Origin of the sequence: Escherichia sp. WS2035 (assembly GCF_046487065.1) — a bacterium.
In the GTDB taxonomy this organism is placed as follows: domain Bacteria; phylum Pseudomonadota; class Gammaproteobacteria; order Enterobacterales; family Enterobacteriaceae; genus Escherichia; species Escherichia coli.
On record NZ_JBJQKD010000005.1, the window covers coordinates 201,408 to 215,309 of the forward strand.

General features: G+C 52.6%; 13 protein-coding genes. 2 read left to right on the forward strand and 11 right to left on the reverse strand.

Annotation, left to right across the window (positions count from 1 at the left end):
- The first annotated feature begins 13 nt into the window (after window positions 1-13).
- Window positions 14-232: a hypothetical protein gene (locus ACJHX4_RS11295; RefSeq protein WP_000196510.1), complete on the forward strand. Its 219-nt coding sequence runs from the start codon at window positions 14-16 to the stop codon at window positions 230-232.
- 7 nt (window positions 233-239) lie between these two features.
- Here the strand turns inward: ACJHX4_RS11295 and carB are convergent, their stop codons facing one another.
- The 11 genes from carB to ACJHX4_RS11350 all read right to left on the reverse strand — a co-directional run bounded on the left by carB (window position 240) and on the right by ACJHX4_RS11350 (window position 13,462).
- A complete protein-coding gene (gene carB, locus ACJHX4_RS11300; RefSeq protein WP_001126342.1) occupies window positions 240-3,461 on the reverse strand; it encodes a carbamoyl-phosphate synthase large subunit in 3,222 nt (1,073 codons plus the stop codon).
- Window positions 3,462-3,478: 17 nt separating this feature from the next.
- The gene (carA, locus tag ACJHX4_RS11305) at window positions 3,479-4,627 is read right to left on the reverse strand and encodes a glutamine-hydrolyzing carbamoyl-phosphate synthase small subunit (RefSeq protein WP_001295757.1); all 1,149 of its coding nucleotides are present in this window, start codon (window positions 4,625-4,627) and stop codon (window positions 3,479-3,481) included.
- A gap of 455 nt (window positions 4,628-5,082) precedes the next feature.
- Window positions 5,083-5,904 (reverse strand): 4-hydroxy-tetrahydrodipicolinate reductase, encoded by an 822-nt coding sequence (gene dapB / locus ACJHX4_RS11310; protein ID WP_001531366.1) that lies wholly within the window; start codon window positions 5,902-5,904, stop codon window positions 5,083-5,085.
- 160 nt (window positions 5,905-6,064) lie between these two features.
- The gene (locus ACJHX4_RS11315; protein WP_000220881.1) at window positions 6,065-6,430 is read right to left on the reverse strand and encodes a DUF805 domain-containing protein; all 366 of its coding nucleotides are present in this window, start codon (window positions 6,428-6,430) and stop codon (window positions 6,065-6,067) included.
- Window positions 6,431-6,452: 22 nt separating this feature from the next.
- Window positions 6,453-7,367 (reverse strand): ribonucleoside hydrolase RihC, encoded by a 915-nt coding sequence (gene rihC, locus ACJHX4_RS11320; RefSeq protein WP_000550598.1) that lies wholly within the window; start codon window positions 7,365-7,367, stop codon window positions 6,453-6,455.
- A 65-nt stretch (window positions 7,368-7,432) separates the two neighbouring features.
- Complete coding sequence (gene ispH, locus ACJHX4_RS11325; protein ID WP_001166395.1) at window positions 7,433-8,383, reverse strand: 4-hydroxy-3-methylbut-2-enyl diphosphate reductase; 951 nt, start codon at window positions 8,381-8,383, stop codon at window positions 7,433-7,435.
- A 1-nt stretch (window position 8,384) separates the two neighbouring features.
- Window positions 8,385-8,834, reverse strand: a complete 450-nt coding sequence (gene fkpB, locus ACJHX4_RS11330) for an FKBP-type peptidyl-prolyl cis-trans isomerase (protein WP_000004655.1) — start codon at window positions 8,832-8,834, stop codon at window positions 8,385-8,387.
- 107 nt (window positions 8,835-8,941) lie between these two features.
- Window positions 8,942-9,436 (reverse strand): signal peptidase II, encoded by a 495-nt coding sequence (gene lspA / locus ACJHX4_RS11335; protein ID WP_000083380.1) that lies wholly within the window; start codon window positions 9,434-9,436, stop codon window positions 8,942-8,944.
- The gene (gene ileS / locus ACJHX4_RS11340; RefSeq protein ID WP_001286823.1) at window positions 9,436-12,252 is read right to left on the reverse strand and encodes an isoleucine--tRNA ligase; all 2,817 of its coding nucleotides are present in this window, start codon (window positions 12,250-12,252) and stop codon (window positions 9,436-9,438) included. The genes lspA and ileS overlap by 1 nt, the downstream gene beginning before the upstream one ends.
- A 42-nt stretch (window positions 12,253-12,294) precedes the next feature.
- Entirely contained in the window at window positions 12,295-13,236 is a 942-nt protein-coding gene (gene ribF / locus ACJHX4_RS11345) for a bifunctional riboflavin kinase/FAD synthetase (protein WP_000767329.1), read from the reverse strand.
- A gap of 7 nt (window positions 13,237-13,243) precedes the next feature.
- Complete coding sequence (locus tag ACJHX4_RS11350; RefSeq protein WP_012896724.1) at window positions 13,244-13,462, reverse strand: DUF2575 family protein; 219 nt, start codon at window positions 13,460-13,462, stop codon at window positions 13,244-13,246.
- Between the two features lie 102 nt (window positions 13,463-13,564).
- Here ACJHX4_RS11350 and rpsT point away from each other — a divergent pair, with 102 nt between their 5' ends.
- The gene (rpsT, locus tag ACJHX4_RS11355; RefSeq protein ID WP_001274021.1) at window positions 13,565-13,828 is read left to right on the forward strand and encodes a 30S ribosomal protein S20; all 264 of its coding nucleotides are present in this window, start codon (window positions 13,565-13,567) and stop codon (window positions 13,826-13,828) included.
- Window positions 13,829-13,902: the final 74 nt, after the last annotated feature.

A 13,902-nucleotide genomic window follows, 5' to 3' on the forward strand; every position in this document is an offset into this window, starting at 1 on the left:
TAAAAGACTGGCTATGACTCGTTTTGCAGCAATTAAACAAGGCCATATTAAAATTGTGGATATATCGATAGTATGCAACTTCACCGTCGATAAGTGTGAGCTAAATCCTGCTTATGTCATCAAAAATATCGATTCCCCAAAAGATTTACTTAATGGGCAAAAAAAACGGTCCTCATCAGAGAACCGTATTAGTTATTTGATCAAATTAGCGGATGAAAAATATCCGCCATGACACGCTATTATTTGATCTGCGCGTGCATTTCCTGCACCGAAATTACTTTTTCGGTCGCATCGGCATTCAGCGCCATCGCGGTGGCAAAGCCGCCGTTCAGGGTGGTGTCGTAATGCACTTTATATTGCAGCGCACTGCGACGGATCACGCGGGAGTCTTCAATCGCACGACGACCTGAGGTGGTGTTGATGATGTAGGTATATTCGCCATTCTTAATACGGTCCTGAATGTGCGGACGGCCTTCATGCACCTTGTTCACCAGACGCGGATTGATACCCGCTTCGCCCAGCACAATCGCCGTGCCGTGAGTCGCATCCAGCTCGAAGCCCTGTTTCAGCAGTTTTGCCGCCAGGTCCACCACGCGTTCTTTATCGCCTTCGCGCACGGAAAGCAGCGCACGACCGTGTTTCTTCATGGTGGAGTTGCTGCCCAGCTGCGCTTTGGCAAACGCTTCAGCGAAGGTGCGGCCCACGCCCATGACTTCCCCGGTAGAGCGCATTTCTGGCCCTAACAGCGGGTCAACGCCCGGGAATTTATTGAACGGCAGCACCACTTCTTTCACCGAGTAGTACGGCGGGATAACTTCTTTGGTTACGCCCTGCTCAGCCAGCGATTTGCCAGCCATCACACGCGCCGCCACTTTTGCCAGCGGTACGCCGGTGGCTTTGGAGACGAACGGAACGGTACGCGCCGCACGCGGGTTAACTTCAATCAGGTAGACTTCGTTGTTTTTCACCGCAAACTGCACGTTCATCAGGCCGCGCACCTGCAGTTCGAAGGCCAGTTTCTGCACCTGCTGGCGCATCACATCCTGAATTTCCTGACTTAAGGTGTAGGCTGGCAGTGAACATGCGGAGTCACCGGAGTGCACACCCGCCTGCTCAATATGCTCCATGATGCCGCCAATCAGCACCATTTCGCCGTCGCAGATGGCATCCACGTCAACTTCTACTGCGTCATCAAGGAAGTGGTCCAGCAACACTGGCGCATCGTTAGATACGCTGACCGCTGTCTGGAAGTAGCGACGCAGGTCAGCTTCGTCATAGACGATTTCCATCGCCCGACCGCCGAGAACGTAAGACGGACGCACCACCAGCGGGTAGCCAATCTCTTTCGCTTTCTCAACCGCCATTTCGATGGTGGTAACGGTGGCGTTCGCAGGTTGTTTCAGTTTCAGACGCTCAACCGCATGCTGGAAGCGTTCACGGTCTTCCGCACGGTCGATGGCATCCGGGCTGGTACCGATAACCGGTACGCCAGCAGCTTCCAGCGCGCGCGCCAGTTTCAGCGGGGTCTGACCGCCGTACTGGACGATAACGCCTTTCGGCTTCTCAATACGCACAATTTCCAGCACGTCTTCCAGCGTTACCGGCTCGAAGTAGAGACGGTCAGAGGTGTCGTAGTCGGTGGAGACGGTTTCCGGGTTACAGTTAACCATAATGGTTTCATAACCATCTTCGCGCAGCGCCAGCGAGGCGTGTACACAGCAGTAGTCGAATTCGATACCCTGACCGATACGGTTCGGGCCGCCGCCGAGCACCATGATTTTTTCACGATCGGTGGACGGATTCGCTTCGCACTCTTCTTCATAAGTGGAGTACATGTAAGCGGTGTCGGTGGCGAACTCTGCCGCACAGGTATCCACGCGCTTATAAACCGGGTGCAAGTCATACTGGTCGCGCAGCTTGCGGATTTCTGCTTCACGCACGCCCGCGAGTTTTGCCAGACGCGCATCGGCAAAGCCTTTGCGTTTCAGCTGGCGCAGGAATTCAGCGTTCAGGCCAGTGATGCCCACTTCTGCGACTTTCTCTTCCAGACGCACCAGCTCTTCAATCTGTACCAGGAACCAGCGGTCAATGTTGGTCAAATTAAACACGCCGTCTACAGACAGGCCCGCGCGGAAGGCATCAGCGATATACCAGATACGCTCTGCGCCTGCATCTTTCAGTTCGCGGCGGATTTTAGTCAGCGCTTCCGGGTCGTCGAGACTCACTTTCGGATCGAAGCCAGTTGCGCCCACTTCCAGGCCGCGCAGCGCTTTTTGCAGGGATTCCTGCTGCGTGCGACCAATCGCCATCACTTCGCCAACCGATTTCATCTGAGTGGTCAGACGGTCGTTAGCACCGGCGAATTTCTCGAAGTTGAAGCGAGGAATTTTAGTAACCACATAGTCGATGGACGGCTCGAAGGAGGCCGGAGTACGCCCACCGGTGATGTCGTTCATCAGCTCGTCGAGGGTGTAACCCACCGCCAGTTTCGCCGCCACTTTGGCAATCGGGAAACCAGTGGCTTTCGACGCCAGCGCAGAGGAGCGAGACACGCGTGGGTTCATTTCGATAACAATCAGGCGACCGTTTTTCGGGTTCACCGCAAACTGGACGTTGGAACCACCGGTTTCAACGCCGATTTCACGCAGTACCGCCATCGAGGCGTTACGCATGATTTGATATTCTTTGTCGGTCAGCGTTTGGGCTGGCGCGACAGTGATGGAGTCACCGGTGTGGATGCCCATCGCATCAAAGTTTTCGATAGAGCAGACGATGATACAGTTGTCGTTTTTATCACGCACCACTTCCATCTCGTACTCTTTCCAGCCGATCAGCGACTCATCAATCAGCAGCTCTTTAGTCGGAGAAAGATCCAGACCGCGGGCGCAAATTTCTTCAAACTCTTCGCGGTTATAAGCGATACCGCCGCCGCTACCGCCCATGGTAAAGGATGGGCGAATAATGCACGGGAAGCCAACTTCAGCGGCAACCGCCAGCGCTTCTTCCATTGAATGAGCGATACCGGAACGCGCAGTTTCCAGACCGATTTTCTTCATCGCTACGTCGAAACGGCGGCGGTCTTCGGCTTTATCAATCGCATCGGCAGTGGCACCAATCATGGTGACGCCGAACTCTTCCAGCACGCCCTGACGCTCAAGCTCCAGCGCACAGTTCAGCGCCGTCTGCCCCCCCATGGTTGGCAGCACCGCGTCCGGGCGCTCTTTTTCAATAATCTTGCGTACCACTTCCCAGTGAATCGGCTCGATGTAGGTTGCATCAGCCATTTCCGGGTCGGTCATGATGGTCGCCGGGTTGGAGTTCACCAGAATGACGCGGTAACCCTCTTCACGCAGGGCTTTACACGCTTGCGCGCCAGAGTAGTCAAACTCACACGCCTGACCGATAACAATCGGGCCCGCACCCAGAATCAGGATACTTTTTATATCTGTACGTTTTGGCATGGCTCTTTTACTCCTGATTACTTAGCGGTTTTACGGTACTGCTCAATTAACGCGATAAAGTGGTCAAACAACGGCGCGGCGTCGTGTGGACCAGGGCTGGCTTCCGGGTGTCCCTGGAAGCTGAACGCCGGTTTATCGGTACGATGAATGCCCTGTAACGTACCGTCGAACAGGGATTTATGTGTGACACGCAGGTTTGCAGGTAATGTTGCTTCATCCACCGCAAAACCGTGGTTCTGGGCGGTGATCATCACCACATTTTTCTCAACATCTTTAACCGGATGGTTGCCGCCGTGGTGACCAAATTTCATTTTGACAGTCTTCGCACCGCTCGCCAGCGCCAGCAGCTGATGGCCGAGGCAGATGCCGAATACCGGAATATCGGTTTCGAGGAATTTCTGGATGGCGGTAATGGCGTAATCGCACGGGGCCGGGTCGCCAGGACCGTTGGAGAGGAAGATGCCGTCTGGATTCATTTTCAGCACATCTTCCGCAGAAGTTTGCGCCGGAACGATGGTCAGACGACAGCCTCTATCCACCAGCATCCGCAGGATGTTGCGCTTGGCACCAAAATCATAAGCCACGACGTGGTACGGCAGCTCGTCTTCTTTTTTCGCTTCTGGCAGACCGCCGGTCAGCGTCCAGCTCCCTTGTGTCCAGCTATAGGGTTCTGCGGTAGTCACTTCTTTTGCCAGATCCATGCCATTCAGGCCAGGGAACGCGCGGGCTTTTTCTAACGCCAGCGCCGCATCCGGGTTATCGCCTGCGATAATGCAGCCATTCTGTGCGCCTTTCTCGCGCAGTAAACGCGTCAGCTTACGGGTATCGATATCGGCAATCGCCACGATGTTATGGCGCTTCAGGTAAGAAGAGAGGTCTTCGGTATTACGAAAGTTGCTGGCAATCAGCGGCAGGTCGCGAATCACCAGACCTTGGGCATGTACCTGAGAAGATTCTTCATCGGCGTCATTAGTGCCGACATTGCCAATATGGGGATAAGTAAGAGTAACGATTTGACGAGAATAGGAAGGATCAGTGAGGATTTCTTGATAACCGGTCATTGAAGTATTGAAAACGACTTCCCCAACCGCCGAACCTGTTGCCCCTATGGCCCGACCGTGAAACTGGGTTCCGTCTTCCAGAACCAATAGCGCTGACTTAATCAAAACACCCTCCAGAGAATATTCACTCACTTTATTTGCATATTAATTCACAATGATGACGTAAATCAATGCAAATCTGCTTACCGACGAATTTCTGGCAAACGGCGGCATTCTGGAGATATGGGAGCTAAAAGTCAACTTAATGGCGGGATTTTTTATATTATTTTGTGGCTCATGCATGTTTTACAGGCATTAAGCGACAAAAAGATCATATAACATGTTCTGGAAAACGCTTGCGCAGCAAGAAGATTGCATGAAATCAAAATGAGTAGAAAAAAGTGGACCAAATGGTCAAAATTTACATTAAAACAACAAAAACAGAATACAAAACATGTAACTTTCAGCATTTGCATTAAATTTAAAAACATAACACCAAAAATAAAAGGGCCAAAAATTAAAGCCCTTTATATTCAATGAATTAAATGTGTTATTTTTGCATCATTATAAATATTTTGTGGTTACAGATTATTGAGACCAAGCACATCTCGCATATCAAAAAGACCACTTTCCTTACCACTCAACCACAAAGCCGATCTTACCGCACCGTTAGCAAATGTCATGCGGCTGGATGCCTTATGGGTGATCTCCAGACGCTCGCCAATATCGGCAAACATCGCGGTATGTTCGCCAACGATGTCACCTGCACGCACGGTGGCAAAACCAATGGTGCCAGGCACACGTTCACCGGTATGGCCTTCACGACTGTAGACCGCGCAATCTTTCAGATCTTTATCAAGAGCGTGGGCGATCGCCTCTCCCATTGCCAGTGCGGTGCCTGACGGCGCATCAACTTTATGTCTATGATGTGCTTCAATAATTTCGATATCGGTGTAGTCCCCCATCACTTTGGCTGCTTTCTCCAGCAGTTTAAGCATGACGTTAACGCCAACGCTAAAATTGGCGGCAAAGACAATCGCAATATCGGCGGCGGCGTCACGAATCGCCTGTTTACCGGCTTCGTCAAACCCCGTAGTGCCGATCACCATCCCTTTGCCATGCTGGCGACAAAAAGCGAGATGGTTCAGCGTACCTTCCGGACGGGTAAAATCGATAAACACATCAAAATCATCTTTTATCGCATCAAGACTACTTTGCACAGTAACGCCTGTTTTCCCGGCTCCGGCCAGTTCGCCCGCATCGCTGCCCAGTAAAGAAGATCCTTCGCGCTCCAGCGCCGCGCCCAGCTGCACGCCTTCTAATGCCAGCGCCGCTTGAATCAACTGGCGGCCCATACGGCCCCCGGCTCCCGCGATGGCAACGCGGATGTTTGCATCATGCATAGCTATTCTCTTTTGTTAATTTGCATAGACCGTTTTCAGAGTAACCAGCGCATCGCTACGCCGCCAGCCAAAAACGCTGATAATTAGAAATTAATGATAAACAGGGAGGGATATCAGTGAAAGGCATGACGCAGAAAGTGATGCGTCATACCCTCTGGCATTATGCCTGGTCTTGTGACTTTGACGGCAGGCAGCACAGTATAAGCAGAATTACGCCCGTAACAGGGATCAACACGACAATGGTAACCCACCACCCTGAATATCCGATATCGTGCATCCTTCTGACGGCTAACGCTATCGCCGGTACGGCAAAAATCAACGTTAAAATAAATGACGCGGGCAGCGCAAAAAAAATGAAAACACCATAGTCATTGTTAATTGTTACCGCTAACCACCAACATAAAAGCGGAAGCAGACAGATAACGCCACTACCAATCATAAACGACCAGAACTCGAAGCGATTGGAAACACCTTCATAATTAAAGATGTTTTTCCACCCTTCCAGATACGCTTCTCCATACGTCATAGAACACTTCCTTGTTTTATTATTAGAGCGCCAGGGCCAGCACCTCAGCCACCCACTGCTGGAAGCCTTTCACATCCAGATCCAGCGCCACCTGTACATTGGCTGGTTTGCCCAGGCAACCGTCGATATCAACAACCGTCGTGCCTGAGGTAAATTCACCCTGAGTTTCTACCGCGACAAAACACGGTTTGAGTGTGAACAATTCCGGGCGCACCAGCCAGGCGATAGCGCAAAGATCGTGCATACGTAGTCCACTTTGCATACTGCCGCTACGGTAGTGGCTAAACAGGGCGTGTAGCATTTTTCCGGTGCGATTCAACTCCGGCAAAGTAGCGAGATAGTCAGGGGTTAATATTGCCTGATTGGTGACATCCAGACCGCACATGACGATTTCGATGCCGCTACGGAAGACACAGGCTGCCGCTTCTGGATCGGCAGCGATATTAAACTCGGCGTTTGGTGTGCAGTTGCCGCGACCAGCAGAACCGCCCATGATCACCAGACGGCGAATATACGGCTTACATTCCGGGCATTGTGAAAGTAACAGCGCAATATTGGTTAACGGACCGATAGCCACCAGGGTAACGGGCTCTGGCGCACGCATCAGGGCATCACGAATTGCCAGAAACGCCGGTATACCCAGTGGCTGACGGTTGTGTTCAACAAAGTTATAGCCAGCCATTCCCGATTCACCGTGTACAGATGCCGCATCGCGCGGCGCACGAACCAGTGGTACGGCAGCGCCCTGGGCAAGCGGAATATCCACATTCCAGAAATGCAGCAGTTGCAGGGCGTTGCGGGTGGTTTTCTCTACCGAAACATTACCCGCGACTGTGGTCATCAGTTGCAGATCGAGTTCGGGGGTAAAAATCGCGGCGGCAATGGCAACGGCATCGTCAATGCCGGGGTCTGTATCGAGGAAGATAGGTAAATGCATGTTTTCTCCATAAAAAATGCCGGTAACAAGACCGGCATTTTCGCATAACTTAGACTACTAATGACTTAATCGACTTCACGAATATCGACACGCAGCTCTTTCGGCACTTCGAAGACGATATTTTCTTCGCGGCCTTCCAGCGGAATGGCTTCGCCACCGCCAAGCTGCTGCAAGCGTGCCACCACATTCTGCACCAGAATATCCGGAGCCGATGCGCCCGCAGTCACGCCGACGCATTTAACCTCTTTCACCCACTCTTCCTGGATATCTTTCGCATCGTCAATCAAAAATGCGCGTTTGCCCATACGCTGGGCCAGTTCCGCCAGACGGTTGGAGTTGGAGGAGTTTTTCGAACCAACCACCAGTACTACTTCCGCCTGCTCTGCCAGGGCGCGTACCGCTTCCTGACGGTTAGTCGTGGCGTAGCAGATGTCATCTTTGCGCGGACCGACAATTTTCGGGAAGCGTTTACGCAGCGCGTCGATCACATCAGACGTGTCATCCACCGACAGCGTGGTTTGGGTCATAAAGGAGAGCTTCTCTTCATTTTTGACCGTCAGTTTCCACACATCGTCTGGCGATTCGACCAGATACATTCCCCCTTCCGGGTTGCTGTACTGGCCCATCGTCCCTTCCACTTCCGGGTGCCCGGCGTGACCGATGAGAATAGATTCTTCACCACGACGGCTGGCGCGGGCGACTTCCATATGCACTTTGGTCACCAGCGGACAGGTGGCATCAAACACCGTCAAATCGCGGCTTTTCGCTTCGTTACGTACTGCCTGAGAAACACCGTGTGCGGAGAAAATCAGGATCGCGCCGTCCGGTACTTCGCTAATCTGCTCAATAAAGATAGCCCCACGCTCGCGCAGGCTATCGACCACGTAGCGGTTATGCACCACTTCGTGACGGACATATATCGGTGCGCCGTAAATGGCCAGCGCGTTTTCAACAATGCTGATAGCGCGGTCTACCCCGGCACAAAAACCACGCGGGTTGGCCAACAGGATCTGCATGTTACGCCTCCAGTGCCGGATCGATTTCCAGCACTTCAATATCAAAATGAACGGTCTGCCCGGCCAGCGGATGGTTGAAATCAACGGTAATGGAGTCGCCGTTAATTTCGCGGATCACGCCAGGCATCTCACTGCCATCCATTGCGGTAAAAAGCATGATTGCGCCAATTTCTGGCTCGCCTGCATCCATAAATTCACGGCGGGAGAAGTACTGAATCAGGTCCGGTGACGGCACGCCAAACGCCGCATCTGGCTCCAGCGAGAAGGTGGTTTTATCGCCCACTTTCAGCCCCAGCAGGTGTTGCTCCAGCCCTTCAGAAAGAGAAGCATCACCCAGGCGGAACAGCGCCGGTTTACCGTTGTTGCGGGTAGACTCAGCGGTGGTGCCATCATCGAGTTTCAGCGTGAAGTGCACCAGGACGGCGCTATTGCTCTGTACAGATTCAGACATGCAGGTTTGCTCTTATATTTTGAGGATTTTTGCCGGATGCGGCCTACGATTTCGCAGCAATCTGTAGGCCGGATAAGATGCGTCAGCATCGCATCCGGCAGGGTTTATTATTGTTTTTTCGCTTTAGAAGGTAAAAAACCTTCCAGCACAATCAGTGCCGCACCGACACAAATGGCAGTATCGGCAAGGTTGAAGGTGGCGAAGTGCCAGTCGCCGACGTAGAAGTCGATCATATCGACAACGAAGCCGTGCCACAGGCGGTCGAACAGGTTGCCCAGCGCGCCGCCAATAATCAGCGCGTAAGCGATATTGTTTAGCTTCTGCGCGGCCTTCGAGCGATACATCATCACTACCAGGATCACGCTAATACCAATCGCAATACCGGCAAAGAACCAACGCTGCCAGCCGCCGCTATCGGCAAGGAAACTAAACGCCGCGCCATAGTTACGCGCATAATGCAGATTAAGCGACGGGAACAGCGGGACCGTATCCCCCAGAGCAAAGTTCTGGAGGATCAGGTATTTGCTGCCCAGATCGATAATCAGCACGACTACCACCAGCCACAGCCAGCGTAGCCCTGTTGAACAGATCGATTGACTCATCAGGCAAACTTACGTTTTTCACCGTCACCGGCGACGTTGCTGACACAGCGGCCGCAGATTTCTGCGTGTTCCGCCACCTTGCCGACATCCTGGGTGTAGTGCCAGCAGCGAGGGCACTTCTCACCTTCGGCTTTACTCAACGCGACTTTCAGCCCTTTGAGGACTTCGCTCTGCTGGGCATCAGCAGGTGCGTCGTTATAGTCTGCAACGGTAGCGCCGGAGGTCAACAGGACAAATCGTAATTCATCGCCCAGCGCGGTCAGTTTCGCCGCCAGTTCCGGTTCTGCATACAAGGTTACTGCAGCTTCCAGCGAGCCGCCCACTTTCTTATCGGCACGCGCTTGCTCAATGACTTTGTTCACTTCGCCACGCACTTTCAACAGCTCGTCCCAGAACGCATCGTTCATTGCTTCACTGTCTGCCAGACCAAACAGGCCTTCGTACCACTCGCCGGTGAAGACGTATTTTTCACGTTCGCCCGGCAGGTAGCCCCACACTTCATCAGCGGTGAAGGAGAGGATTGGTGCCATCCAGCGAACCAGCGCTTCTGCGATGTGATACAGCGCAGTCTGGCAGCTACGACGCGCCACGCTGTCCGCTTTGGCGGTATACTGACGGTCTTTGATGATGTCGAGGTAGAAGGAACCCATCTCAACGGAGCAGAAGCGCATCAGACGCTGTACCACTTCGTGGAAATCGTATGCTTCGTACGCCTTGAGGATGTCTTCCTGTGCCGCTTTCGCACAACCTACGGCCCAGCGATCCAGTACCACCATCTCTTCCGGTTTCACCATATCTTTTGCCGGATCAAAACCGTTCAGGTTTGCCAGCAGGAAGCGCGCGGTGTTACGGATACGACGATAGCTGTCGGCAGCACGTTTCAGAATCTCGTCAGAAACAGCCATTTCGCCGGTGTAGTCGGTTGATGCCACCCACAGACGCAGAATATCCGCACCCAGTTTGTTCATCACATCCTGCGGCGAAACGGTGTTACCGATGGATTTAGACATCTTGCGACCCTGACCATCCACGGTAAAGCCGTGAGTCAGTACCTGACGATATGGCGCTTTGCCCTTCATCGCGGTAGAGATCATCAGGGAAGACATGAACCAGCCACGGTGTTGGTCAGAACCTTCCAGATACATGTCCGCTGCGTGACCGGCAAATTCCGGACGCACATCAACAACGGAAGAGTGGGTAGATCCGGAGTCAAACCATACATCCAGCGTATCCGGTACTTTCACATACTGGTCAGCTTCGTCGCCGAGGATCTCTTTCGCATCGAGATCCCACCACGCCTGGATGCCGTCAACTTCAACGCGTTTTGCCACTTCTTCCATCAGTTCGAGAGTACGCGGATGCAGTTCTTCTGTGTCTTTGTGCACGAACAGTGACATCGGCACGCCCCAGGTACGCTGACGAGAGATACACCAGTCAGGACGGTTAGCAACCATCGACTCGATACGCGCCTGGCCCCAGTCAGGGATCCACTGCACGCCTTTGATCTCTTTCAGTGACTGCGCACGCAGACCTTTCTGATCCATGCTGACGAACCACTGCGGCGTCGCGCGGAAGATGATCGGCGTTTTATGACGCCAGCAGCACGGATAGCTGTGTTGCATTTTCTCAACGTGCAACAGTGCGCCTTTTTCCTGCAACAACGCAATGACAATATCGTTCGCTTTGAAGACGTTAACGCCATCCAGAGTCGGGTAAGTACCCGGCAGATAAGTGCCGTCCGGGCCAACCGGGTTAGCGGTTTCCAGACCATATTTTTGACCGATCACATAGTCGTCCGGACCGTGGCCTGGCGCGGTATGAACGGCACCGGTACCGGCATCCAGCGTAACGTGGTCGCCAAGAATTGCCGGAACATCGAAGTCCATAAACGGATGGGTAAAGCGCAACAGTTCCAGCTCAGCACCTTTCACCGTGCCAAGAATGGTGTAATCGCTAACGCCGATACGCTGCATTACGCTTTCAACCAGATCTTTCGCCAGAATCACGGCCTGACCGTCGATTTGCACCAGCGCATAATCAAAATCAGGTGCAATGGAGATTGCGCGGTTAGCAGGCAGCGTCCACGGCGTGGTGGTCCATATAACCAGCGAAATTGGGCCGTTAACATTGCTTACGCCAAATTTCGTTTTCAGCGCATCCTGATCGACCGCCTGGAAAGCGACGTCGATGGACGGAGAAGTTTTGTCGTAATACTCAACTTCCGCTTCTGCCAGTGCAGAACGGCAGTCAACGCACCAGTGCACCGGCTTCGCGCCTTTGTGCAGGTGACCGTTGCCGATGATTTTGCCCAGCGCGCGGATGATGTTGGCTTCAGTTTTGAAGTCCATGGTCAGGTACGGGTGCGACCAGTCGCCCAGCACGCCCAGACGGATAAAGTCTTTGCGCTGACCGTCAACCTGGGTCGCAGCGTATTCGCGGCACTTGGCGCGGAACTCAGCGGCGGTGAATTTCTCCCCCGGCTTACCGTATTCTTGCTCTACTTTCAGTTCGATTGGCAGACCATGACAGTCCCAGCCAGGCACATACGGCGAGTCATATCCAGAAAGCCCTTTGGACTTAATGATAATGTCTTTCAGAATCTTGTTAACCGAGTGACCAATATGAATGCTGCCATTCGCATAAGGAGGGCCATCATGCAGAATGAAGGTTTTTTTGCCTTTTTTAGCTGCACGAATGATGCCGTACAGATCATCATCAGTCCAACGCGCCAGCATTCCCGGTTCGCGCTTGGCGAGATCGCCACGCATCGGGAACCCTGTTTCCGGCAAATTCAGGGTTGATTTATAGTCACTCATCAGATTCTCGGTTCCGTATTTCGGTTTGATTACATAACAGGCTTAAGCCGGTTTTGTTAGCCCAAAAAATTCGCGGGCGGTTAATTCATCACGCGCAATCTGCGCTTTCAGTTCGTCCAGCGATGCAAATCGCTGCTCATTGCGTATTTTTTTACGCAGCACTACTTGTATATGGCGACCATAAAGGTCCATTGCAACATCTAACAAATGCACTTCCAGTTGCTGGCGAATACCGGCAACCGTTGGGCGTGTTCCGATGTTTGCAACGCCGGGTAACGGCTTTTCGCCAAGGCCCAACACTTCTACCGCATAAACCCCTTTCACCGGGGAAACCTGACGGCGTAGCGGTACATTCGCCGTCGGGAAACCTATAGTGCGCCCTAATTCATCACCGTGGACTACACGCCCGGAGATGGCAAACGGGTGCCCCAGTAAACTTTCTGCCAGAGCCAGATTGTCATCCGCCAGCGCCTGACGCACGGCGGTGCTGCTGATACGCACGCCACCTTCGCAAAAAGTTTGCGTGCTGGTGATATCGAAGCCGTATTCCATACCCGCTTTCTGTAATAACAAGAAATCGCCTTCACGACCAGCGCCAAAGCGGAAATCGTCACCTACGGCAAGAAATTTTACCCGCAAGTGCTTCACCAGAAGATCACTGATGAAGTTTTGCGCGGTTAACGCCGCAAAACGCCTGTCAAAACGCACGCACAGCACGTAATCAACGCCACACTCTGCAAGATAACGCAGTTTTTCCCGCAGCCGGGTCAGCCGTGCCGGGGCTTTATCAGTAGCAAACAGTTCCAGTGGTTGAGGTTCAAAAAGCATCACCATCACCGGTAAGTTGCGCTTGCGCCCTTCTTCCTGCAAGCCCTGTAACAGCGCGCGATGACCGCGATGCACGCCGTCGAAATTACCAATAGTCAGCACACACCCTTCTTGCGGGGCCTGGCTGAGATTATGTATGCCGCGTATCAGCTTCATGTCTGGCTCAAAACAGTGAAAATCGTCCGAGTATACCTTGTACAGCGGTCAAGGTTAACCGGCGATTGAGTACCGAAATCAGAAAGAAGTGGCTTTTCATTGCTATGGCGCAAATCATGGGAAGAAACTGACCGCCTACTGCAATTTTTCTCGCGGAAAAGCTGTATTCACACCCCGCAAGCTGGTAGAATCCTGCGCCATCACTACGTAACGAGTGCCGGCACATTAACGGCGCTTATTTGCACAAATCCATTGACAAAAGAAGGCTAAAAGGGCATATTCCTCGGCCTTTGAATTGTCCATATAGAACACATTTGGGAGTTGGACCTTGGCTAATATCAAATCAGCTAAGAAGCGCGCCATTCAGTCTGAAAAGGCTCGTAAGCACAACGCAAGCCGTCGCTCTATGATGCGTACTTTCATCAAGAAAGTATACGCAGCTATCGAAGCTGGCGACAAAGCTGCTGCACAGAAAGCATTTAACGAAATGCAACCAATCGTGGACCGTCAGGCTGCTAAAGGTCTGATCCACAAAAACAAAGCTGCACGTCATAAGGCTAACCTGACTGCACAGATCAACAAACTGGCTTAATTGCCTGTTGTTGTCAGCTTTGTAAAAAAACCCGCTCTGGCGGGTTTTTTTATGCCTGCGGAAGTTACCGTTAA